Here is a 22,923-nt window from a genome sequence, read left to right as displayed (position 1 = left end):
AACATGCTGGAAAGACTCAATGAAGAGATCAAACGTCGGACATTGGTTGTCAGGATATTTCCCAATGAAGAAAGCTGCTTACGTTTGATCCGAGCCCTTGCGGTAGAGACGCATGAGAACTGGATCGAGGCAAACAGATACCTGGATATGAGCCTGCTCACAGAGTTAAAGAAGAAAGCATTGATGGAACTGGTTGCTTAATGGAGAACGCATCTGGCGACCTCCGACGAGCTCTGGGTGGGCCCATTCTCGGTCGCCAGCTGCTTGAGGTTACCCATCATGTCGTGGAAGAATTTGCAGAACTTGACGCACACAACTAGAAAGCCGGCAGCGACGAGCACGCTCTCCCCTTCGAGAAACGTTCCCACGAGCAGCACCGCGTAACCGTACGTGGCCAGGAGTTCGGCCATCGGCGGCAGGATCATCCGGCCCTCTCCCGACGCGACGGGCCTTCGCCGGAGCGGCTGCGCAGATCCTCGATGAGCTGGACCTGAAGGTCCTGGATTTCCAGCAGGCGCTGCCACTGGCGCGTCAGCAGGTGGTCGACCTTCTCGTTCAGATGCTTGATCTCCAGCTCGGCCTTGAGGTTGACTTGGTAGTCGTTCTCGGAGCGCAGACGGTCCTTGGCCTCCTGCCGGTTCTGGCTCATCATGATGACCGGGGCCTGCAGGGCGGCCAGGCACGAGAGCACCAGATTGAGCAGAATGAAGGGGTACGGGTCGAAGGCCTGGGCCGCCTGGTAGGCGTTCCAGCAGATCCAGACCACGAGAGTGCCGGCGAAGATGAGGATGAACTTCCAGCTGCCTCCGAAGTCGGCCAACCTGTCCGCCAGCCGTTCGCCCATGGTCAGGGATTCCGAATATTCCTCGTTGATGTTGGAGGAGAGGAGGTCCTGGTCCCGCAGGCTGCGCAGGACATCCTCCTCCAGCCGCGTCAGTTCGCCCTTCTCCTCCTCCAGCATCTCCGCCAGGAAACGGTCCCGGTACTCGTTCAAGTCCTCGGCGCAGACCCGGCTTTCGTCATCCAGACCGGGATGGAGGGACAGGATGAAGCGCTGCAGCGAGGGGCGCAGTGCGGAGATGGGCACAAGGTTCTGGATGTCGCCGCTGCGGCCGCAAAGGGAACAGGCTTCGGCGGATGGGGTCTCGGGCATGAACGCCTCCTTGTCTTGGTCCGAATCGCAAACGTCCGTTGAGAGATACACGGCTGCCGCGCGATCAACAACGCCCCGGGCGGCCTTGGCGGCCCATGGCCAGCCCCAGTCGCCGTATTCCCTCCTCGATGACCTCCTCGCTGTTCGAGGCGAAGTTCAGCCGCATGCAGCCTTCGCCCTCGGCAGGGTCGAGGTGGAAATTCCCGCCCGGGGCGAAAATCATGCCCTCCCCGCAGGCCCTGGGCAGCACCTCCGAGGCTTTCATGCCCTCCGGCAGCCTGGCCCAGACGAAGAGGCCGCCTTTGGGGCGCACCCAGGACGAACCCGCGGGCATGTGCCGCTCCAGGGCGGCCAGCATGGCGTCGCGGCGGCGGCGGTAGACCGTGCAGGAACGCTGCAGATGGGCTCCGTAGCGGCCCACGGACACGTACTCGCGCAGAGCGCGCTGGATGAGGTTGCAAGTGGCCAGGTCATGGCAGCGTTTGGAGCGCAAAAGGTGGTCGTAGACCGGGCCGTCGGCCACCACGAAGCCCACGCGCAGGCCGGGGATGAGCATCTTGGAGAAGGTGCCGACGTAGATGACGCGGCCGTCGGGGTCCAGGGATTTGAGCGTGGGCTGGGCGCGGCCCTCGTAGCGGATGTCGCCGACGTAGTCGTCCTCCAGGATGGGGACGTCGTAACGCCCGGCCAGGCTGATGAGCCGCCTGCGCCGCTGTCCGTCGAGACAGGCGCCCGTGGGGTTGTGGAAATTGGGGATGGTGTAGATCAGGCCCGGGCGGTGGCGTTCGAGGACATGCTCCAGCTCGTCCACGTCCATGCCGTCCTCGTCCACGCCCACGGTATGGATGGCCAGACCGCGGGCGCGGAAGACGTCCAGGGCGCCGGCATAGGTCGGCCGCTCCGCCACCACGCTCTGGCCAGGGGCCAAGAGCAGCGCGGCGACCAGGGACAGGGCCTGCTGGGAACCGGCGGTGATGAGGATGCTGTCGGCGCTCGTCTGCACGCCCTGGCTGGCCAGGACCTGGGCCAGAGTGGCGCGCAGGGGGCGGTACCCGCCGATCTCCCCGTACTCCACGGCCGCGGCCCCGTCCCGGCGCATGACCTGCCCGAGCATCCTGCGGAACTCGTCCATGGGGAAGAGCCTGGGGTCGCAGGCCCCGCCGTCCAGGGCGATCCAGTCCGTCTGGCGGCTGGCCTCGGGCAGGTAGGCGCTCATGGCCTCGTAGCCGCCGTACCGCAGTCGCCCCTGCCAGGCGGGCCAGTCCCCGGAACGGGACGCCACGGCCGGTTCGCCCGGCGCGTGGGCCAGCACGTAGAAGCCGCTGCCCTGACGGGGGGCGACGAGCCCTTCGGCCACGAGTTCGGCATAGGCGCTTTCCACCGTGGCCCGGTTCACGCCGAGGCTCGCAGCCAGGGCTCGCACCGCCGGCAGGCGCACGCCCGGACGCAGGTTGTCGGACAGGATGGCGTCGCGGAAGTGCCTGCCGATCTGAACATAGAGGGGCTGTCCGGATTCGTAGTCGAGGGCGAGGCGCACTGTGTACTCCGGGGAAAATTGGACTGGTCGTTTTTCTGAAAAATTGCCCCTTCTTGCAGGGCCAATTTCCCTTTAGACCACCTTCCAGCCCAGCACAAGAAGGAGATTCCCCATGGCCATGTCCCGCTCCGCCCAAGGATACACCGCCGCCCTCGTCAGCGCCGTGTTCCTGTCCACGACCTCCATCTTCATCCGCTACCTGGTCACGAACTTCGACATGCCGCCCCTGGTGCTGGCCTTCTGGCGCAACGTCTTCGTGGTCGCGACCCTGCTCCCGGTCATGCTCGTGGCCAGCCCCCGCCTCTTGCGCGTGGACCGGGCGCACCTGCCCTTCCTGGCCCTGTTCGGGCTCATGCTGGCCGGCTTCAACGGCCTGTGGGCCATTTCCGTGGCCAACAACGGCGCGGCCGTGGCCACGGTCATGGTCTACTGCTCCGTGGCCTACACCGCCGTCCTGGGCTGGAAGTTCCTGGGCGAGAGCATGGGCTGGATGAAGATCACGGCAATCGCCCTGTGCATGGGCGGCTGCGCCCTCATTTCCGGCGCGCTGCAGGCCGCGACCTGGCAGGTCAACCTCCTGGGCGTCGTGGCCGGACTGCTGACGGGCCTGTGCTACACGGCCTACAGCCTCATGGGCCGCGTGACCTCCGAGCGCGGCATTTCGCCGTGGACCACGCTCCTCTACATCTTCGCCTTTGCCGGCTCGTTCCTCTTCCTGATCAACATGACGGGCGGAAGCGTCCCGGGATCGGCCGTGCGCGCCGCGGACCTGTTCTGGCTGGGCGACAGCGTGCGCGGCTGGACCGTGATGATCCTGCTGGGCGCCATCCCCACGGTGGGCGGATACGGTTTCTACAACGTCAGCCTGACCCTTCTCGACGCGAGCATCGCCAACATCATCGTCTCCCTGGAGCCGGCCTTCACCGCCGTCTTCGCCTTCCTCGTCCTGGGCGAGATCCTGACTCCGGTGCAGGTCCTGGGCAGCGCCCTGCTCCTTTCGGGCGTGGCCGCCATCAAGCTGGCCGACCTGCGCCGGGCGCCGGTTGCAGCACTCCAGGAAGCATAGCTCACCGCCTCCAGACCGCGACCGGCCCCGTCAGGGCCGGCCGGATGCGGGCCAGCCAGGGCTCGCAGACCGTCACGCCCACGCCTCCCAGCAGCAGGGCCGAGGCCACGGCCAGCAGCGGACTGAAGTCCTCACCCATCCAGGCCACGGACATGGCCAGGGCCACGACAGGCACCAGCAGCGAGAACGGCGCCACTTGCGGCGCGCTGTAGCGCCGCAGGAGCCAGGCCCAGGCACCCCAGCCGAACAGCGTCGAGGCGAAGGCCGTGTAGGCCAGGGCGAAGAGGCCGCTTCCGCTCAAGGTGGCCAGGTGCGCCCACTGCCCTTCTTCCAGCCAGGCCGAGAGGAGGAAGTTGGGCAGGGGCGGCACCAGCGACATCCACAGCACCAGCCGAAACCCGTCCACCTTCAGGCCCCGCCCCAGCCGCTTGATGACCACGTTGCCCAGGCCCCAGAAGAGGGCGGCCATGACGACCAGCACGAGTCCGGCCGGATTCAGGGCGCCCATGCGCTCGAAACCCGCCAGCGCCAGGCCGCTCAGGGCGATGCCGATCCCCGCCGACTGCCAGGGCGAGGGCGTTTCGCGCAGCAGGGTCGCGGAGAAAAGGACCGTGAACACGACCTGTCCCTGGGAGACCAGGGCCGCGAATCCCGGCGGCATGCCGAGTTTCATGCCGACGAAGAGCAGGGAGAAGTAGCCCACCCCGATGCACGTCCCCGCGCCGAGGATGAGACGCCAGGGCATGCCCTGCCTGCCGACGATGAGCACGGCGGGAAAGGCTGTCACGGTGAAGCGCAGGGCCGCGAAGAAGAGGGGCGGCAGATCGTCGAGTCCGATGCGGATGACCAGAAAATTGAGGGCCCAGACCAGAACGACGGACAGCGCCAGAAGGATGTGGCGGCCGGACATGTGCTGTTGCGCGGACATGAGAGCTCCGTACGGGGAAAATCAATCTTTCCCTGCTGCTGAGGTTGCGACAGGCCTGGACATTGCCCGCGAATCTGTCATGATGACAGATACAGAATTCACAAATCTTATGATGACAGAAGAGGCAGGCGTGCAGACGGTCGGGGAGCTTTCGGAAGGTTTGCGGTACAAGGCGGTCGCGCAGCGGATCGCGTCCATGGTCGAATCCGGGGAGCTGCCGCCGGGCTCCCGCGCCCCGTCCCTGCGCCAGACAGCGCGGTCCACGGGCATGTCCCTGACCACCGTCGGCCAGGCCTATGCCGAACTGGAGAGGCGCGGCGTCCTGGAATCCAGGCCCAGGTCCGGCTATTTTGTGCGCAGGCGGCCGGCCCTCCTGCCGCGGGCCGGGATGCCCCCCGCCGAGCCGCCCGTGGCGCGCGCCGTACAGCGCGGTGAACTGGTGCGCCGGGCCATGGACGCCATGGGCCGCAGCGACATCCTGCCCCTGGGCCTGGCCCACGTGGACGGACGCCTGCTCCCGGCCGCGGACCTGGCCCGCATCCTCGGCTCCTGCGCCCGCAGGCAGGCCGTGCGCAGCGCCGACTACGGCCCGGTGCCCGGCTGTCCGGAGCTTCGCCGCCAGATCGCCCGCCGCCTCGCCCTGGCCGGCGTCAGCGCCGCCCCGGAGGAGATCGTCCTGACCTGCGGCGCCACCGAAGGCCTGGCCCTGTCCCTGCGCGCCCTGACACGCCCCGGCGACACGGTGCTCATCGCCGTGCCCGCCTACCACTTCTTCCTGCAGATGATCGAGGTGCTCGGCCTGCGGGTGGTGGAAATCCCGTCCCACCCCGAGCGCGGCGTCGACCTCGGCGACCTGGAGCAGGCCCTGGACCGCTTCCGCATCGCGGCCTGCATCCTCTCCCCCACCTGGAGCAACCCAGACGGCAGCCTCGTGCCCGAGGACGGCAAGCGCGCGCTGGTCGAACTCCTGGCCCGCCGGAACGTGCCGCTGGTCGAGGACGACGTCTACGGCGACATCACCTTCGACGGCCCCCGCCCACCGGCCTGCAAGGCCTTCGACCGGACCGGGGGCGTGACCCTGGTCTCGTCCTTCTCCAAATCCATGGCCCCGGGGTACCGGACGGGCTACATCCTGCCGGCCCGCGGCCAGGGGGCCGTCATCCACGAGCTCAAGGCCATGACGACCCTGGCCGGAGTGTCGGCCACGGAACTGGCCGTGGCCGAGTATCTGGACAAGGGGCTCTACGAGCGGCATCTGGCCCGCCTGACCCGCGCCCTGCGGGACCAGGTCGAGGCCATGCGCGACGCCGTGGCCAGGCATTTCCCCGCCGGCACCAGGGCCACGCGCCCCGGCGGCGGGTTCATGCTCTGGGTGGAGCTGCCCGAGGACGCCGTCACGGGCCTGACCCTCTTCCAGCGCGCCGCCGCCGAGGGGATCGGCATCTCCCCCGGCATGCTCTTCGGCATGACCGACAGGTTCGAGCGCTTCATCCGCCTCAATTGCGGGCTGGTCATGGACGCTCCGGTGCAGCGCGCCGTGCGGCGGCTGGGCCTCCTGGCCCGGCCCTGAAACCGGGGGCGAAAACGAAAAAAGCCCCGCCGGGCGGGGCTTTCCTGTGGAACGAAGGCTGAAGGAAGTCCGGTCTACCGCGCCTCGGCCTCCTTGCGCACGATGCGGATGAGTTCCGCCATGTTGGTCACGTCCGTGACCTTCCAGTACCCTTCGGCCTGGCGCTTGAGGCCCAGTTTCACCGGATAGCCGCGCTTGCTGCCGTGGTCGAACATGGTGGCCGATGCCGCTGCCAGGTCGCCCTTGGGCGGCTGCACCTGCACGCCGCGCAGTTCCTTGCGGGCCGTGGACACGTCGGCGAAGAGCACGGAAAAGATGCCGCCCTCGGGCAGGTCCTGCCGCTGCGACGGCCGGCCGGAGAAATCGCCCGAAGCCACGCCGCGGATGACGAACTTGCGCGTCTCCTCGATGAGCATGAGCTTCATGGACTGGTCGGCCGCGGTGCCGGACTGGGCCGCCAGGCCGCCGGAGAGCATGTCGAGCATGGGATCCCCGCCCTCCCCGGCAGGATGCGCCGCGTAGTCCTTGACGAACACGTCCACCCCGCGGGCGATGATGCCGCGCAGGTCGACGTACTTTTCGAGCAGCACCTGATCGTTGCCGTCGATGGCCCGCTGCACGTTGGCCAGGGACGCGGCCGGCGTTTCGGCTGCCCCGGCCCCCGTCGCGCACAGCACTGCCGCGATCATGATGAAATATGCGTACCACTTCATGTGGGCACCTCCTTTTGTCATGGCGCGCTTCTACGCCATGGGCAGGAACCTCGCAAGCGACCCCTTGCAACGCGAAACGGGCCGGGAAGTCGCCCCCCGGCCCGCCGATCGTTTGTCCAGGATGGTCTCAGCGTCCGCCGAGCAGGGTGCCCAGAGGCCCGAGGACCGAGCCCTCGTCCTTGGACCCGCCCATGCCCGGGGCAGACTGCAGCATCCGCCCGGCCAGCCTGGAAAAGGGCAGGGACTGCAGCCAGACCCGGCCCGGCCCCTGGACGCGGGCGAAGAAGAGGCCCTCGCCGCCGAAGAGAGCGGTCTTGATGTTGCCGGCCTGCCTGATGTCGAACTCCACGGTCCGTTCCATGGCCACGAGGCAGCCCGTGTCCACGTCCAGGACCTCGCCGGGCTTCAGGGCCCGCTCCACCACCGTGCCGCCGGCGTGCATGAAGACCTGGCCGTCGCCGTCCAGGCGCTGCATGATGAACCCTTCGCCGCCGAACAGGCCCGTCAGGATCTTGCGCTGGAAATGGATGCCGATGGACACGCCCTTGGCCGCGCAGAGGAAGCAGTCCTTCTGGCAGATGAGGGTCCCGTTCACCGTGCTCAGGGACAGGGGGATGATGTTGCCGGGGTACGGCGCGCCGAAGGCCACACGGCCCTTGCCCTGGCCCGTGTGGGTGAAGACCGTCATGAACAGGCTCTCGCCGGTGATGATGCGCTTGCCCGCGCCCAGCAGCTTGTCCATGAACGAGTCGCCCGCCGCCCCCGAACCGTCGCCGAACACGGCCTCCATGTGGATGGCCTCGTCCTTGTACATCATGGCCCCGGCCTCGGCCACGGCGCTCTCGCCGGGGTCGAGTTCGATCTCCACGAACTGCATCTCGTGGCCGACGATCTTGAAATCGATCTCGTCCGTGCCGCGCCCGACGGGCGGCGGGGGCGCCATGACCGCGGGGCGCTCCGGGGACAGCTCCGCGAGCTGGGAGATGGGCACCCACTGGGCGAAGCCCTCGCGCCAGGCGAAGCCCTGGGGATTCATGCGCGCCCGGGCCTGGGCCTGAGCCAGGTCGAAGGGCCCTTCCTGGCGTCCGTCGAAACTCAGATACCATTGTGACATGCGTCCTCTCCTGCAAAAAAACGTTCGCGGACCCCGGCCTATGCACAGCCCCGGCCGAGGCGCCGGGCGATGGACCGGGCCTGTTCGTCCGTAAGACTCAGCACCACCCTCAGCGTTTCGAAATACTCCCGCTCCTCGGGAGTGTCCGCCTCCACGGCCATGAGCGAGACCGTGAAAACCTGCGCCGCCGCGGCCTGCCCGTCCACGGCGGCGGCAATCTCCTCCAGGGATCTGGGGGTGCCGAACTCCGCGGACAGGAAGTCCTTCTCCTCGTCGCTCAGCCCCGTGCCTTCGAGCTGGGCCAGGATGCGCATGCGCTCCGTGTCGTCGAGGACGCCGTCGGCATTGGCCGCGGCGATCATGGCCCGGATCAGCAGCACCGGGTCTGCCGGCACGGCGGCCGGAGGCGGGGGCGGCGGGGTCGGGGCGGACGGAGCCGCAGACGGCGCGCTGCCAGGCGGCGGGGGCGGCGTCTGAACCCTGCCGGCCGGAGGCGGGGGAGGGACGCCGGGGCCTCCCGCAGGGATCGGCCCCCGTGCGGTCGCACCCTTCTGCTCCGTAAAATGTTCGAAGGCGGCCATGGCCACGCCCAGAAGCCCCAGACCCACCGCGGCCTTTCCCGGCAGCGAGCCCCGCCCGAGGCCGCCCAGGGCCCCCTTGCTGCCCAAGAGCCCCTTGAGCACTTTTTCCGCATCGATCATGTTGCCTCCACGGGCGGGACGCTCCCGCCTCCCTGAAGTCTCTAACCCAGCCCGGCCCCGGCGTGAAGGGGGCCGGAAAAGCCGGTTCCCCGCAACGGCCACGCCGCCACGGGGAACCGCCATGCGTCCCCTGTCATCTCTGATGAAGGAGCAAAACTCCCCGGCCGCGGGGCCCGTCAGGCCTTCTTGACCTCCATGGCGTCCTCGAAAAAGGCGGTCAGCACGAAATTCTTGCCACCGATGTTGACCGTCTCCTCCTGACCCGGGAAAAGCTCCATGGTCGCATCGAAACTGCTGCCGACGAACACCGCCTTGGCCTCGCCGTTGCTTTCCCAGCGCACTTCGTTGCCGTCGTCCAGGACGAGCATTTCCCCGTCGTGCAACCGAACGGGCATATCCTTTTCCGCATACTGCATGGCACACCTCCATAACTGGTTGAATGATAGGAAAGTATTTTGGTTCAGCTTAGCAGAGCCGGAAGCGGGGTCAAGGGATTGGCGAAAATTTTCACAATTTGAGCGAACCCGGCCTTCCTTGACTGTTCCCGATATCGCGCCTACTGCCTCCTTGGCCCTGCACCGGGCCAGATTGCATCGGGAGAGACTCATGAGCGCACTCGCACGAGAAATTCGACAGAACGTGGAAAAACGCCGGACCTTCGGCATCATCAGCCACCCGGACGCGGGCAAGACGACCCTGACGGAGAAGCTGCTGCTCTTCGGCGGTGCCATCAACATGGCCGGCACGGTCAAGTCGCGCAAGGCGTCCCGCCACGCCACCTCGGACTGGATGAAGATGGAGCAGGAACGCGGCATCTCCGTGACCACCTCGGTCATGAAGTTCGAGTACAACGGCTACGACGTGAACCTTCTGGACACGCCGGGCCACGAGGACTTCTCCGAGGACACCTACCGCGTGCTGACTGCCGTGGACTCCGCCCTGCTGGTCATCGACAGCGCCAAAGGCGTCGAGGCCCAGACCCGCAAGCTCATGGACGTCTGCCGCATGCGCAACACGCCCATCATGACCTTCATCAACAAGCTCGACCGCGACGGCCTGGACCCCCTGGACGTGCTGGCCGACATCGAGGAGCACCTGGGCATCGAATGCGCCCCATTGAGCTGGCCCATCGGCATGGGCAAGGGCTTCAAGGGTACCTACTCCATCTACAAGAAGCAGATCCACCTCTTCTCGGCCACCCACGGCGGCCGCATACAGCAGGGCGTGGTCATCGACGACGTGAACGACCCCAAGCTCGACGAGCTGCTGGGCCTGCAGGCCCAGGACCTGCGCCGCGACCTGGAGCTGCTGGAAGGGGCCGGCAACCCCTTTTCCGTGGAGCGCTACCTGGCCGGGACCCAGACCCCGGTCTTCTTCGGCAGCGCCATCAACAACTTCGGCGTGCAGGAGATGCTCGACACCTTCGTCGAGCTGGCCCCCCACCCCCGGTCCCGCCCGACCGTGACGCGCGAGGTCTCGCCCTTCGAGGAGGAGTTCTCGGGCGTGGTCTTCAAGATCCAGGCGAACATGGACAAGGCCCACCGCGACCGCATCGCCTTCATGCGCATCTGCTCGGGCAAGTACGTCAAGGGCATGAAGATCCGCCACCACCGCATCGGCAAGGACGTGCAGATCTCGAACGCCACCATCTTCATGGCCCAGGACCGCACGGGCGTGGAAGAGGCCTTCGCGGGCGACATCATCGGCCTGCACAACCACGGCACCATCCGCATCGGCGACACCTTCTCGACCAAGGAGGAGCTCAAGTTCACGGGCATCCCGAACTTCGCGCCCGAGCATTTCCGCAAGGTCATCCTGAAGAGCCCGCTGAAGGCCAAGCAGCTGCAGAAGGGCCTGGAGCAGCTGGCCGAGGAAGGGGCCGTGCAGGTCTTCCGGCCCATGATCGGCAACGACTACATCCTGGGTGCCGTGGGTGTGCTGCAGTTTGACGTCATCGTTTCGCGTCTTAAAGATGAATATTCGGTGGACGCCATCTACGCCCCGGTCAACCTCTCGGCCGCGCGCTGGGTCCATTGCGACGACAAGTCCCTGCTCGGCCGCTTCCAGAAGGAGCTGCTCCACTCCCTGTCCACGGACTCCGAGGGCAACCTGGCCCTGCTGGTGGACAGCGCCTGGCGCCTGGAATACATCATGGAGCAGTGGCCGGACATCACCTTCCACGCCACGCGGGAAAAGAACTGACCCGGGGGAACATGGCCCTTATCTTCGCTTTTCTGCTTCTCCTTCTCCTGCCCCAGGACGCCCTGGCCTGGGGGCCCGGCGTGCACATGGCCATCGGCAACAACGTCCTGGCCCATCTGCACCTCTTCGCCCCGGCCCTGGCTTCAGTCCTGGCGTCACACCCCGAACAGTACCTCTACGGCTGCCTGTCGGCCGACATCTTCATCGGCAAGGGCTGCGCCTACACGCCCAAGCACTCCCACAACTGGGACATGGGTCGGGCCCTGCTGCGCCAGGCCGAGAGCGCCGAAGCTCAGGCCTACGCCTATGGCTACCTGTCCCACCTGGCCGCCGACGTCATCGCCCACAACTACTTCGTGCCCAACATGCTCGGATTCTCGGCCGGGCGGGGAAAGTTCGCCCACACCTACGTCGAGATGCTCGCGGACCTGCAGGTCGAATGCCCGCGCAAGCAGGCATCGCGGATATTCCGCGTGCCGCACCCCGACGCCGATGATACGCTGGTGGCGACCATGGGACAGAGAAAGGTCCCTTTCTTCATCAAGAAGCGCATCTTCCGCCAGAGCCTGCGGCTGGTGGAGAAGCGCACCTACAAGAACTCCCTGCGCGTCGTTCGCGACCTGCTGCCGTTTTCGAGCAAGAAGGTCTTCATCTCCGAGGCCATCTCCTATGCCCAGGACCTGGTCTTCGATCTTCTGCAGAACCCCATGCGTTCGCCGGTACTGGAATGCGACCCCATCGGCAGCTCGAACCTGAGCCAGATCCGCAGATTCCAACGCAGGCAACGATCCTTTTACACGGCTCACGGGGATGGACTGATCTTCCCCCTGGACACGCGGCTTGAAGCCTGCCTGAAAGAACACGGAGGTCTCCATGAGGAATTTACTCGATTTTCTGCGTGAACGGATTCGACTGGTCCGGGAGGCGGAGGAAACCGCCCTGGATCTCCTGCACAGCAAGGGCGACGACGACGGATACCGCGAAGGCATGCGCCGCAAGGCCGAACTCCTGGCGAGCTTGGCGGAGGACGCCGCGCCCTTGCTGCAGGCCATCAGCCCCGAACGGCGGCCCATGGTCGAAAACCGGCTGGACATGTTCTCCCAAAGCGCCCGGCGCAGCCTGGACATCGGCAGCGTCTTCTACATGTCGGCCCTGCTCTACCCCGACGACCACCAGCCCGGACAGCCCAACGCCCTGGAGGTCTGGCTCAGGGACCTTGAACGCGCCGGATAACTTTCCCAACACTCTTACCGAAGAAGGACGCATCATGGCACTTGCAGCAGGAACCAGGGTTCTGGTTCACTACACCGGCACCCTGGACGACGGCACCCAGTTCGACTCCTCCCGGGGCCGCGAACCCCTCGAAGTCATCCTCGGCCAGGACATGGTCATTCCCGGTTTCGAAAAGGCCATCGTCGGGCTGGAACCGGGCCAGAGCGTGACCGTGACCATCCCCGAGGAGGAGGCCTACGGCGCCCACAACGAGGAGATGGTCATCAGCATCCCGCGCACGTCCTTCCCGGCGGAGATCAAGCCTGCCCTGGGCGAGCAGCTCGTCCTGCGTTCCCCCGATGGCAACGAGATCCCGGCCCTGATCGTGGAGCTCGACGACACCGACGTCACCCTCGACGCCAACCACCCCCTGGCGGGCTTCGCCCTGACCTTCGAGATCGAACTGGTCAGCGTGGGCTGACCGCGCCCCAGCGGCGGTCGTTTCGGACAAACGGCATGGATTCCCGCCTTCGCGGGAATGACGCCATCCGAAACGAAAACGCTCGGACCTTCGCCCATGGATTCCCGCCTTCGCGGGAATGACACATCGTTACGAGTCAGTATCGAGTCATTCCCGCGAAGGCGGGAATCCATGCCTTTCAACGCACCTCCTCACCCCAAAAAAGCCTTCACGCCATGACAAAAAAGGGATTCCAGCCGCATGCCGAAACCCCTTTCCTGTTCCTGACGCCGTGAGCGTCACGGCCCCCTATCTCACCCCGCCGAGGAGCGCGTCACCTCGTGGACGGACTCGAGATTGCGCAGTTTCTCGATGATCCCGTAAAGCTGGGTCGTAGTCTTGACCTCGATGACGAAGTCGAGCTCCGACATGCCGTCCACGCCCGAGGTGAACTGGCCCGAATCGATGTTGATGCCCTCCTTGGCCAGCAGGCCGCTGACCATGCCGAGCACGCCGCGCTGGTTCTTGCAGATGACCTTGATCCTGGCCGGCAGGACCTTGGACTCCTCCTCGCCGCCCCAGCTGACGTCGATGAGGCGCTCGACCTCCATGTTGGCCACGTTGGGGCAGTCCTGGGTGTGGATGGTCACGCCCAGGCCGCGGCTGATGTAGCCGATGATGGGATCGCCGGGCAGGGGGTTGCAGCACTGGGCGTAGCGGATGAGCACCCCATCCACGCCCTTGATGCTGATGGCGTCGGAGGAGTCCTTGGGCTTGGCCGGAGCCGCGGCCGCCTTGTCGGACTGTTTGCGCTCCTCGGGCTTCTGCTCCTCCTTGGGCAGGAGCTTCCTGAGCAGCTGGCGGGCCGTGATGCGACCATGCCCCACGGCGGAAAAGAGATCGTCGATGTGGCGGAACGAGAACTCCTTGACCACCGGGTCGAACTCACCGTTCTTGATGGCCTTGGCCACGTTGATGCCCATGCGCCGGCCCTCCTTCTCCAGGAGTTCCTTGGCCAGGGCCAGGCTGCGGGCCCGTTCCTCGGTGCCGATCCAGTGCTTGATGCGCGAGCGCGCCTTGCCGGACTTGACGAAGTGCAGCCAGTCGCGACTGGGGTTGCGGGAGGCGTCGGTGATGATCTCGATGGTGTCGCCGTTTTTGAGCGGCGTGTTGAGGGGCACGATGCGGCCGTTGACCTTGGCCCCGGCGCAGTGGTTCCCGACCTCCGTGTGGATGGTGTAGGCGAAGTCCACGGGCGTGGCCCCTTCGGGCAATTCCTTGACCTGACCCTTAGGCGTGAAGACGTAGACCTCGTCCTGAAAGAGGTCGAGGCTCAGGGTGGACATGAAGTCGCGGGAGTCCTTGAGGTCGCCCTGCCAGTCCAGGATCTGGCGCAGCCAGCTGAAGCGCTCGGCGTCCTGGGCCTTCTTGCTGCCGCGCTCCTTGTAGGACCAGTGGGCGGCCACGCCGTTCTCGGCCAGCTGGTGCATCTCCTCGGTGCGGATCTGGATCTCGATGCGCTCGCCGTCGGGCCCGATGACCGTGGAGTGCAGGCTCTGGTACATATTGGCCTTGGGCATGGAGATGTAGTCCTTGAACTTGCCAGGCACCGGCTTCCAGAGGGAGTGCACCAGCCCCAGCACTGTGTAGCACTCGCGCAGGTTGTTGACCACGACGCGGAAGGCGATCATGTCGAAGATCTGGTCCAGGGTCAGGCCGCGCTGCTTCATCTTGTGGTAGATGGAGTAGACGTGCTTGACCCGGCCCTTGACGCGGCCCTTGATGTCGTTCTGCTCCAGGATGTCCTGGATCATGGCGCAGACCTTGTCGATGTAGGCCTGCCCCTGGTCCTGGTAGCGGTTGATGCCTTCGGAGATCTGGGCGTAGACGTCGGGCTTCAGGTACCGCAGGCCGTAGTTCTCGAGCTGCACCTTGATGCGGTAGAGGCCCAGACGGTTGGCCAGGGGGGCGTAGATGCCCAGCGTCTCCTGGGCGATGGCGCGCTGCTTGTACTCCTTCTGAAACTCCAGGGTGGAGATGTTGTGCAGGCGGTCGGCAAGTTTGACGAGGATGACCCGGATGTCGTCGGCCATGGCCAGGATCATCTTGCGGATGTTCTCGGCCTGGGCCTGCTCCTTGGACTCGAAATTCATCTTGCTGATCTTGGTCACGCCCTCGACGATGGCGCCGACCTCGGGCCCGAACTGCTCCACGATCTGCGGCACAGAGGCGTCCGTGTCCTCCACCGTGTCGTGCAGCAGACCGGCCACGATGGTGGCCGCGTCGAGGCGGAGGTCCACGAGGATGTTGCTGACCTCCAGGGGATGGGACAGATAGGGCTCGCCCGAAAGGCGAATCTGCCCCGCGTGGGCCGCGGCGGAGAAAACATAGGCTTTCTGGATGAGCGCCACATCCGTCGGGGAGAGGTACGTGGACGCCTGGTCCAGGATGTCGGTAATGCGGATCATGTTTTGTCCTTTGGCCCCAAGGGGATGGAGTCGCTTCCAGCTTGAAATTGGCCTTCGCCCCCCAAAAAGTCAACTTCTCTTTCGCTTTCTTCCCTCGCTGACGTCGGCCGCAATGTCATACGTTTCCCCTGATCCGGCGGGGTTTCCCCCACCATTTCACGAGATATGCGCAGCAGATAATGTATTTTTCCGGCCAGCTGGAAAAAGATGCGCCCAAAGTTCACCCGGCTCTTGATAAAGAATTCTGATTTGATTAGATGGACCGATGTACCGTGCGAACTTCGGCAGCTCTTGATTTCCGCCGTCCCGCGCGGACACGGCCCACATCACCGCCAATGCGGTTTTAGGAGATAAACCCTCAAAATGCCTACTTCCGTCGAATCACGCGTTCAGCACATCCTGAACTCATTTTTGTCTGACAACATCCCCGAGCATATCCGCGACGGGGCCCAGTACCTCATTGCCGACGGCGGCATCCAGAAGATCGACGTCCGCCGCGACGAGGAGACCTGGGACGTCGAGGGTCAGATCCAGGGAGACGAATTCCAGACCTATACGTCCGAACTGGGCATCAATCTGGACCACGGCAGCGTCCATTCCTACTGCAACTGCGAAGATTCCTTTTCCGGCATCTGCCGCCACGTGGCGGCCACGGCCCTGGGCCTGCTCTCGAAAATGGACGTCAAACATGAAAACGAGGCCCAGCCCGTCAAGTCCGAATGGAAGCAGAGCTTCCGCTATTTCTTCTCCACCGCCCTGGAGCCGGAACCGGGCCACCACTACTTCATCTACCGCTTCTTCGCCGAACCCGGCCGCCTGCAGGTCGAGTTCTTCCGCGCGCGCCAGAACAAGTCCGGCCTCTCCACGGTCCAGAACCCCGTGACCCTGGAGCAGATCGTCCGCAACCCCGACTGGTGCGAAATCTCGCCCGAACTGCCCAGGGTCTGCGAGCAGATCGGTCAGTACCTCGACTACTACGGCCACCGGGTGGAGATACCTTTCGGCCTCATGACCTGGTTCTTCTGGGCCATCAAGAACGAGTACTACCAGCTCTGGGAGGAGTCCGAACAGCCCGTGCGCATCGAGAGCACGCCCATGCGCCTGCAGCTGCGCCCCAAGTTCACGGACGAGGGTCTGACCTTCGACATCATGCTTGGCCGCGAAGGCAAGGTGCCCTTCTCCATCCTGAACCAGAACGTGTCCTTCTACGGCCACCTGCCCCTGTGGGTCTGCCTGAAGCACAGCTTCTACCCCGTGCAGACGGGCCTGCGTCCGAGCCTCATCCAGGATCTGGTCACCGCGCCGCCGGTCATCCCCCACGCCGACATCTCGGAGTTCCTGGACCGCGTCTGGACCCAAATCCCGGCCTCGGACCTGCACGGCCAGGACGAGTTCCTGGAACGCATGCAGCCCATCTTCGTGCCGGCCACCTACAACCCCAAGCTCTACCTCAACGAAGAGGGGAGCCTGCTGACGCTCGAGATCCAGAACATCTACGAGACCGAGCACGGCGACATCTCCCTGCCCGGCCCCAACCAGGACCTGCAGACCGGCAGCTACCAGTTCGAGGGCAAGTCCTTCCTCATCCGCCGCGACCAGGAGGAGGAAGAGGCCCTGCTGACGACCCTGGTGGACATGAATTTCCAGCCCAGAAGCAGCTCCATATGGTTCCTGGAGCCCGAAGAGGCCATCACCTTCCTGCTGGACGCCTACCCCAAGCTGGTCGAGGCCTACCGCGTCTACGGCGAGAAGGAGCTGACCCGCTACAAGGTCCGCCTGACGCCTCCCAACGTCGTGGCCACGGTGGAGACCCAGGAAGAGGACAAGTGGTTCAACCTGGAGATAAACGTCGAATACGACGACATCTCCGTGCCCATCGACAAGATTTGGAAGGCCTGGACCCAGGGCAAGCGCTACGTGCAACTGAAGGACGGCTCCTACACGAGCCTGCCCGAATCGTGGCTCGAGAAGCTCGGCCACAAGCTCATCGCCCTGGGCCTGGACCCCGAGAAGCCGCCCAAGAAGCGCTTCGAGAATTTCGAGGCCCCGGTCCTGGACAAGATTCTCGAGGACATCCCCGAGACCACGTCCGACGGGTTCTGGAACACGCTGCGTGACAAGATCAACGACTTCCAGGAGATCAAGCAGATCACCCAGCCCAAGGGCCTGACCGCCACCCTGCGCCCCTACCAGATGCAGGGCGTGAGCTACCTGAACTTCCTGCGCGAGTACCACTTCGGTGGCATCCTGGCCGACGAGATGGGCCTGGGCAAGACCATCCAGACCCTAACCTTCCTGCAGTATATGAAGGAGCAGGGTCACAAGGGCCCCAACCTCATCATCGTGCCGACCTCGGTCCTGCCCAACTGGGAGCGCGAGGCCCAGAAGTTCGTGCCGGACATGAAGCGCCTGGTCATCTACGGCGCCCGGCGCGAGAACCTCTTCAAGAAGATCGAATCCTCGGAACTCATCATCACGACCTACGCCCTGCTGCGCCGGGACCTGGACGAGCTGATGAAGTTCGAGTTCAACGCCATCATCCTGGACGAAGCCCAGAACATCAAGAACCCGAACACCATCACGGCCCGAAGCGTGCGCAAGATGCAGGCCCGCTTCCGCCTCTGCCTGTCGGGCACGCCCATCGAGAACACGCTTCTTGAGCTGTGGTCCCTGTTCGAGTTTCTCATGCCCGGCTTCCTGGGCTCCCAGGCCTCCTTCCAGAAGGGCTTCGTCAAGCCCATCAAGGACGGCGACGACGACAGCCTGGGCTACCTGAAGGCCCGCGTCAAACCCTTCATCCTGCGCCGCACCAAGAACGAGGTGGCCAAGGACCTGCCGCCCAAGGTCGAGAACATCTACTACTCGGCCCTGCTGGACGACCAGCGCGACCTCTACGCCGCCCTGGCCAAGAAGCTGAAAGAACAGGTCCTGCAGGACGTTGACGAGAAGGGCATCGGCCAGAGCCAGATCTCCATTCTGGACGCGCTTTTGAAGCTGCGCCAGATCTGCTGCCACCCGCGCCTCTTAAAGCTCGACATGCCCGGCTTCAACGCCAACCTGTCCTCGGGCAAGTTCGAGGCCTTCAAGGACCTCGTGACCTCCATCATCGACGACGGCCACAAGGTGCTCGTCTTCTCGCAATTCGTGCAGATGCTGCATATCATCCGCAACTGGCTGCACATGGTCGAGATCCCCTTCTGCTACCTCGACGGCACGTCGAAGGACCGCTTCGAGCAGGTCGACAAGTTCAACAACACGCCCGAGATCCCCATCTTCCTGATCTCGCTCAAAGCGGGCGGCACGGGCCTCAACCTGACCTCGGCCGACTACGTCATCCACTACGACCCGTGGTGGAACCCGGCCGTGGAGGACCAGGCCACGGACCGCACGCACCGCATCGGCCAGACCCGCCAGGTCTTCGCCTACAAGATGATCTGCGAGAACACGGTCGAGGAGAAGATTTTGAAGCTCCAGGAGTCCAAGAAAGGCATCGCCGACTCCATCATACCCGGCCAGACGGCCTGGAAGAGCCTCACCAGGTCGGACCTGGAAATGCTCTTCGAAGTCTAGAACCGAACACGCGGGGAAGGGGGCGACTCCTTCCCCGCTTCACGTTGCGGGGCCGATCATGCTCCATCTCCTGGCCGCAAACGCCGTCCTTGTCCTGCACCTGCTCTTCATCTGCCTGGTGGTTTTCGGCTCCCTGGCCGTGCCGCGCCGGCCGCGCTTCGCCTTCATCCATCTTCCCGCCGTCGTCTGGGGCTTCCTGGTCGAGGCCGCGGGGTGGTACTGCCCCCTGACGGACCTGGAAAACGAGCTGTTGCGCCGGGCCGGCCAGGCCGGGTACGACGGGAGTTTCATGGAGCACTACCTGCTGGCGGTCATCTACCCCGAAGGGCTGACGCGGGGGGTTCAGCTGGCCCTGGCCGCGGCTGTGCTGCTGATCAATGGAGGGATGTACGGATGGATGCTGGCCAGGAGGCTCAGAAACCGGACTGGGCCGCGGTGAGGGAAGGCGGCAGCACGCGCTGCACCCGCTTGAGGCGCGGCCACCAGTAGGCATCGAACTGCGATACCGTCACCCCGACGGTCGCGGACGCGTGCAGGAACCTGCCCCGCTCGACCACAACGCCGATGTGATCGCCGCGCTTGTCGATGAAATAGACCAGATCGCCGGGCCGCATGTCGGCCGGCGGCACGTTCTGCCCAAGCCGGCTCTGCTCCCGCGAGGTGCGCGGCAGTTCCATGTCGAAGGCTTCCCGGAAAACGATCTGCATGAGTCCCGAACAGTCCACGCCACGGTGGTCCGTGCCGCCGATGCGGTGCGGAACGCCCTTCCAGGCCTCGTATCTGGCCAGGAGGGTTTCCGTCACGGCAGGCTGCCTGGCGGGCTGCTGAACGGGAGGAGGAGACGGGACAGACTGGATGACAGTCTTGGATGCGCAGCCGGCGGACAGGAAAAGGGCGCAGGCGGCGAGAACGAGGAGCGGTCGGATGAAGGGAATCGGAAACGTGAGACAGCGCATGCCCATTTTCCCATGTGCCGCCGCCGGGGCGGGATCGGGGCGAGACTCGGGCCTCAGCCGCCCTTGCGCATCAGCGCGTCCTGGTCCTTTTCGTCGAGAATCCGGCGGACGCGGATGAGACGCTTGGACCAGTAGCCTTCGAATTTGGAGATGATCACGCCCTTGCGGCGGGACGCGTGGATGAACTGACGATCGTTGACCGCCACGCCGACGTGCTTGCGGCCGCGGTCGATGAAGTACAGGAGGTCGCCGGGACGGATGTCGCCCTTGGGCACTGCCTCTCCGAGCCTGGCCTGGTCGGTGGAACTGCGGGGCAGGTCCACCTCGAAGGCATCCCGGAAGATGGCCTGGACCAGCCCGGAGCAATCCACGCCGCGGTAGTCGGTCCCCCCGGGACGGTATCTGACACCCTGCCAATCCTCGTACTGGGCCAGCACGATATCGCTGACGGAGGGAACGTCCTCGACGGATTCGAGGGAGTCCTGCGTCATGGCCGCGTCTTCCTGCTCGCCGTCTTCAACGTCCCCGTTCAGGGACATATCGCCGAAAAGATGATCGTGTTCGTCGAAAACTGCCGAGAAGTCGGCCTCGCGGGGCGGAGCGGGAACGGGAGCGTTTTCCGGGGTCGTCACAGGCGCACAGGCGGTCTGCTGATCCGGAGCCTGCATGCCTGCGGAACCAGGTCCCGCAGCCTTGGGGGCGCATCCCCCGCCGGCGAGGGCCAGGGCGAAGAGAAACGCGCACAGCACGTGCAGCCAGTCAACAGGGCCTTGCCCACTGTGTCGAAAACCCATAGCTTCCCCTCCTGTTCCAGAATATTTCGGGAGTACCTACACGAGGAAATCCCTTTCGTCAAAACCTCAAGCCCAATTTTCTTCCGCACGGTTCTTGCTAAACACGGGAGTTCCCCCATGCGCCCCTCCACACGACTGATCCACGCCCCCCTCACGCCTTGCCCGGCCGCACGCACCGTCAGCCCTCCGGTCCAGCGCGGCTCCACCGTCCTCTTCGACAGCCACGCCGACTTCCTGCGGGCAGGACGGGGCGAATACCCCGGCATCACCTACGGCACAGACCGCCTGCCCCAGCAACGCATGCTGGAGGAAGCCCTGCAGGACCTGGAGAGGGCCGCCCTGACGCGGGTCTTCCCCTCGGGCATCAGCGCCATCTCCGAGACGCTCATGGCCTTTGTGCAGGCCGGCGACCACGTGCTGGTCTGCGACAACGCCTACGGGCCCACGACCCGCTTCTGCCGCGAGGTCCTCGGGAAATTCGGCGTGCGCTGCGACGCCGTCCCGCCGGACGTCGGTGCGGATATCACGCAGTTCCTGCGTCCCGAGACGCGCCTCGTCTTCCTGGAGTCCCCCGGCTCCATCACCTTCGAGATCCAGGACATCCCGGCCGTGACCGCCGAGGCGCGCAGGCGCAGGATCGTCACGGTCCTCGACAACACCTGGGCCACGCCTCTGTTTCTCGACCCCTTCGCGCTGGGCGTGGATGTGGTCATCCAGTCCGTGACCAAGTACATCTGCGGCCACTCGGACCTGCTCATGGGTTCGGTGTCAGTCAACGCGGACCACGCGCAGACCCTGGCCGACTTCTACGCCTGCCGCGAGATCTACGCTTCGCCCGAAGACTGCGCCCTCGCCCTGCGGGGGCTCAAGACTCTGGACGTGCGCATGCGCGCGCACCAGGCCTCGGCCCTGGCCGTGGCCTCGGGCCTGGCCGGACATCCTCTGGTGGACATGGTTCTCCACCCCGCCCTGCCCTCCCACCCCCAGCACGACCGCTGGAAGCGGGACTTCCGCGGCTCGTCGGGGCTCTTCGCCATCACGCTGAAAAAGGAATACCCTGACGACGCCCTCGGCCGCTTCCTCGACAGCCTGCAGCTCTTCGGCATCGGCTACAGCTGGGGCGGCTTCATGAGCCTGGCGACCACGGGACGCCCTGCGCGGCGCTTTGGCGGCCCGCTGCAGGACAGGACGCTCATCCGCCTGAACATCGGCCTGGAAGACCCGCAGGACCTGCTGGACGACCTGCGGCAGGGACTGGACCGGCTCGCGGAATGAAAACGCGCCGTCCCCGCGTGCACGGGAACGGCGCGATGTGTTTCGAGCCGGCAGACGGTGCGCCTACTCGACGTATTCGCGCGGGTTCTGACCCAGCAGGCAGAAGACCTCGTAGGTGATGGTCCCCCACCAGGCGGCCAATTCATCTGCACTGATGGCGTTCCCGCCGGGCCCGCCGAGGACGAAGACCTCGTCCCCCACGGCGGCCTCGGGCACGGGCCCCAGATCCACGGCCGTGAGCTGCATGCAGACCCGGCCGAGCACATCGACCCTGCGGCCGTGGACGAGCATCTGGGCCCGCGAGGACAGCCCGCGGGAGTAGTTGTCGGCGTAGCCCACGGCGACGATGCCGACGCGCGTCTCCTGCGTGGCGGTGAAGGTCCGCCCGTAGCTGACGGTGCGGCCGGCCGGGATGGTCCGGACCTGCACCAGGCGGCTGGCCACGTCCATGCCCTGCTTGAGCCCCTGGCCCAGATGCGCAAGGCCGGTGCCGTGGAAGGGGTTGCCGCCGTAGAGCGCTATGCCCGGCCGCTGCAGGCCGTGGTGCGTCCGCGGGTGTCCGAAGATGGCCGCGGAATTGGCCAGGCTGCCCTGCACGTCGAGGCCCCGCGCATGCAGGGCGTGCAGGATGCCCTCGAAGCGCCCGGCCTGCTCCTGCGCGTACCCGTCCTGGTCGGGGTCGTCGGCCGTGGCCAGATGCGAGGCGGCCATGACCGCCCGGACGTTGCCGAGCCCCTCCAGAAGATCCGCCACCCCGCCGGCCTCGTCTGCCCCGAACCCGAGCCGGGACATGCCCGTGTCGAACTTGAGGGCGACCCGTACCGGCACGCCCGCCCTGGACGCGGCCTCTTCCAGCAGGAGCAGCTGCTCGGAGCTGCCTGCAAAGGGGATGATGTCGTGTTCGCAGACCAGCCCGTAATCCGCCGCGTCGATGGGCCCAAGCAGGGAGATGACCTCCGCGCCCGGCGTCGTCTCCTTGAGGACGGCGGCCTCGCCCACGGTGCCTGCGGCCATGGTCCGCGCCCCGGCGGCAAACAGGGCCCTGGCCGTCTCGCGCAGGCCGTGCCCGTACGCGTCGGACTTGATGACCGGCGCGGGGTTGGCCGCGCGGCCACGGATCAGGGTGAAATTATCGACGATCGCGCCCATGCGGATGCGCGTGCGCACATGATTGTACCAGATGCTCATCGGTGTGTCCTTAGGT

At 65.6% G+C, this 22,923-nt stretch carries 22 protein-coding genes; 10 read left to right on the top strand and 12 right to left on the bottom strand.

The features are described from left to right. Window positions 1-201: transposase (locus tag G394_RS0114055; protein ID WP_028578196.1), on the top strand; the 201-nt coding region annotated here is incomplete at its 5' end. On the opposite strand, the gene G394_RS0114050 is transcribed toward G394_RS0114055, so the two are convergent. From G394_RS0114050 to pdxR, 3 genes are all read right to left on the bottom strand, one after another. Beyond that, complete coding sequence (locus G394_RS0114050; RefSeq protein ID WP_028578195.1) at window positions 198-425, bottom strand: hypothetical protein; 228 nt, start codon at window positions 423-425, stop codon at window positions 198-200. The two genes, G394_RS0114055 and G394_RS0114050, sit on opposite strands and share 4 nt — an antisense overlap. Further along, window positions 422-1,153: a DUF1003 domain-containing protein gene (locus G394_RS19360; protein ID WP_043776022.1), complete on the bottom strand. Its 732-nt coding sequence runs from the start codon at window positions 1,151-1,153 to the stop codon at window positions 422-424. The genes G394_RS0114050 and G394_RS19360 overlap by 4 nt, the downstream gene beginning before the upstream one ends. Before the next feature lie 64 nt (window positions 1,154-1,217). Beyond that, window positions 1,218-2,690, bottom strand: a complete 1,473-nt coding sequence (gene pdxR, locus G394_RS0114040) for a MocR-like pyridoxine biosynthesis transcription factor PdxR (protein WP_028578194.1) — start codon at window positions 2,688-2,690, stop codon at window positions 1,218-1,220. 112 nt (window positions 2,691-2,802) lie between these two features. Here pdxR and G394_RS19355 point away from each other — a divergent pair, with 112 nt between their 5' ends. Beyond that, entirely contained in the window at window positions 2,803-3,756 is a 954-nt protein-coding gene (locus G394_RS19355; RefSeq protein ID WP_051307214.1) for a DMT family transporter, read from the top strand. 1 nt (window position 3,757) lies between these two features. Here G394_RS19355 and G394_RS0114030 read toward each other — a convergent pair whose 3' ends face one another. Continuing rightward, entirely contained in the window at window positions 3,758-4,684 is a 927-nt protein-coding gene (locus G394_RS0114030) for an EamA family transporter (RefSeq protein ID WP_051307213.1), read from the bottom strand. Window positions 4,685-4,814: 130 nt separating this feature from the next. Between G394_RS0114030 and G394_RS0114025 the strand changes: the two genes are divergently transcribed. After that, window positions 4,815-6,254 carry an aminotransferase-like domain-containing protein gene (locus tag G394_RS0114025; protein ID WP_028578192.1) on the top strand — a complete coding sequence of 480 codons (1,440 nt, stop codon included), beginning with the start codon at window positions 4,815-4,817 and terminating at the stop codon, window positions 6,252-6,254. A 74-nt stretch (window positions 6,255-6,328) separates the two neighbouring features. Here G394_RS0114025 and G394_RS0114020 read toward each other — a convergent pair whose 3' ends face one another. From G394_RS0114020 to G394_RS21435, 4 genes are all read right to left on the bottom strand, one after another. After that, complete coding sequence (locus G394_RS0114020) at window positions 6,329-6,967, bottom strand: hypothetical protein (RefSeq protein ID WP_028578191.1); 639 nt, start codon at window positions 6,965-6,967, stop codon at window positions 6,329-6,331. A 127-nt stretch (window positions 6,968-7,094) separates the two neighbouring features. Further along, complete coding sequence (locus tag G394_RS0114015; protein ID WP_028578190.1) at window positions 7,095-8,081, bottom strand: TIGR00266 family protein; 987 nt, start codon at window positions 8,079-8,081, stop codon at window positions 7,095-7,097. 38 nt (window positions 8,082-8,119) lie between these two features. Continuing rightward, entirely contained in the window at window positions 8,120-8,782 is a 663-nt protein-coding gene (locus G394_RS21440) for a DUF533 domain-containing protein (protein WP_051307211.1), read from the bottom strand. A gap of 176 nt (window positions 8,783-8,958) precedes the next feature. Then, the gene (locus G394_RS21435) at window positions 8,959-9,177 is read right to left on the bottom strand and encodes a hypothetical protein (RefSeq protein WP_169725572.1); all 219 of its coding nucleotides are present in this window, start codon (window positions 9,175-9,177) and stop codon (window positions 8,959-8,961) included. 211 nt (window positions 9,178-9,388) lie between these two features. Between G394_RS21435 and G394_RS0114000 the strand changes: the two genes are divergently transcribed. The 4 genes from G394_RS0114000 to G394_RS0113985 are packed head-to-tail and all read left to right on the top strand — an operon-like array spanning window position 9,389 to window position 12,677. Next, the gene (locus tag G394_RS0114000; protein WP_028578187.1) at window positions 9,389-10,984 is read left to right on the top strand and encodes a peptide chain release factor 3; all 1,596 of its coding nucleotides are present in this window, start codon (window positions 9,389-9,391) and stop codon (window positions 10,982-10,984) included. An 11-nt stretch (window positions 10,985-10,995) separates the two neighbouring features. Further along, the gene (locus G394_RS19350) at window positions 10,996-11,886 is read left to right on the top strand and encodes a zinc dependent phospholipase C family protein (protein ID WP_051307210.1); all 891 of its coding nucleotides are present in this window, start codon (window positions 10,996-10,998) and stop codon (window positions 11,884-11,886) included. Next, the gene (locus G394_RS0113990; RefSeq protein WP_028578186.1) at window positions 11,858-12,217 is read left to right on the top strand and encodes a hypothetical protein; all 360 of its coding nucleotides are present in this window, start codon (window positions 11,858-11,860) and stop codon (window positions 12,215-12,217) included. Before G394_RS19350 ends, G394_RS0113990 begins: the two co-directional genes overlap by 29 nt. 34 nt (window positions 12,218-12,251) lie before the next feature. Next, entirely contained in the window at window positions 12,252-12,677 is a 426-nt protein-coding gene (locus G394_RS0113985; protein WP_028578185.1) for an FKBP-type peptidyl-prolyl cis-trans isomerase, read from the top strand. Between the two features lie 293 nt (window positions 12,678-12,970). Here G394_RS0113985 and G394_RS0113980 read toward each other — a convergent pair whose 3' ends face one another. Next, window positions 12,971-15,124, bottom strand: coding sequence for a RelA/SpoT family protein (locus G394_RS0113980; RefSeq protein ID WP_028578184.1), 2,154 nt, complete (start codon window positions 15,122-15,124; stop codon window positions 12,971-12,973). Window positions 15,125-15,487: 363 nt separating this feature from the next. On the opposite strand from G394_RS0113980, the gene G394_RS0113975 reads away from it, so the two are divergent. Together G394_RS0113975 and G394_RS0113970 are read left to right on the top strand one after the other, a co-directional pair. Continuing rightward, window positions 15,488-18,694, top strand: coding sequence for a DEAD/DEAH box helicase (locus G394_RS0113975; protein WP_028578183.1), 3,207 nt, complete (start codon window positions 15,488-15,490; stop codon window positions 18,692-18,694). Between the two features lie 58 nt (window positions 18,695-18,752). Beyond that, window positions 18,753-19,133, top strand: a complete 381-nt coding sequence (locus tag G394_RS0113970) for a DUF2784 domain-containing protein (protein ID WP_028578182.1) — start codon at window positions 18,753-18,755, stop codon at window positions 19,131-19,133. On the opposite strand, the gene G394_RS19345 is transcribed toward G394_RS0113970, so the two are convergent. Beyond that, complete coding sequence (locus G394_RS19345) at window positions 19,108-19,497, bottom strand: NlpC/P60 family protein (protein WP_169725571.1); 390 nt, start codon at window positions 19,495-19,497, stop codon at window positions 19,108-19,110. The two genes, G394_RS0113970 and G394_RS19345, sit on opposite strands and share 26 nt — an antisense overlap. A 206-nt stretch (window positions 19,498-19,703) precedes the next feature. After that, on the bottom strand, window positions 19,704-20,444 hold the full coding sequence (locus G394_RS19340) for an NlpC/P60 family protein (protein WP_084435675.1): 741 nt from the start codon (window positions 20,442-20,444) through the stop codon (window positions 19,704-19,706). Between the two features lie 117 nt (window positions 20,445-20,561). On the opposite strand from G394_RS19340, the gene metC reads away from it, so the two are divergent. Beyond that, complete coding sequence (gene metC / locus G394_RS0113955) at window positions 20,562-21,719, top strand: cystathionine beta-lyase (protein ID WP_051307207.1); 1,158 nt, start codon at window positions 20,562-20,564, stop codon at window positions 21,717-21,719. 63 nt (window positions 21,720-21,782) lie between these two features. Here metC and alr read toward each other — a convergent pair whose 3' ends face one another. Beyond that, window positions 21,783-22,907, bottom strand: coding sequence for an alanine racemase (gene alr, locus G394_RS0113950; protein WP_028578180.1), 1,125 nt, complete (start codon window positions 22,905-22,907; stop codon window positions 21,783-21,785). Window positions 22,908-22,923 lie beyond the last annotated feature (16 nt).

The sequence above is a fragment of the Desulfomicrobium escambiense DSM 10707 genome, from assembly GCF_000428825.1.
GTDB classification, from domain to species: Bacteria; Desulfobacterota; Desulfovibrionia; order Desulfovibrionales; family Desulfomicrobiaceae; genus Desulfomicrobium; species Desulfomicrobium escambiense.
The sequence above is the reverse complement of the archived record's forward strand: the minus strand, read 5'-3'. Positions and strand labels throughout refer to the sequence as shown.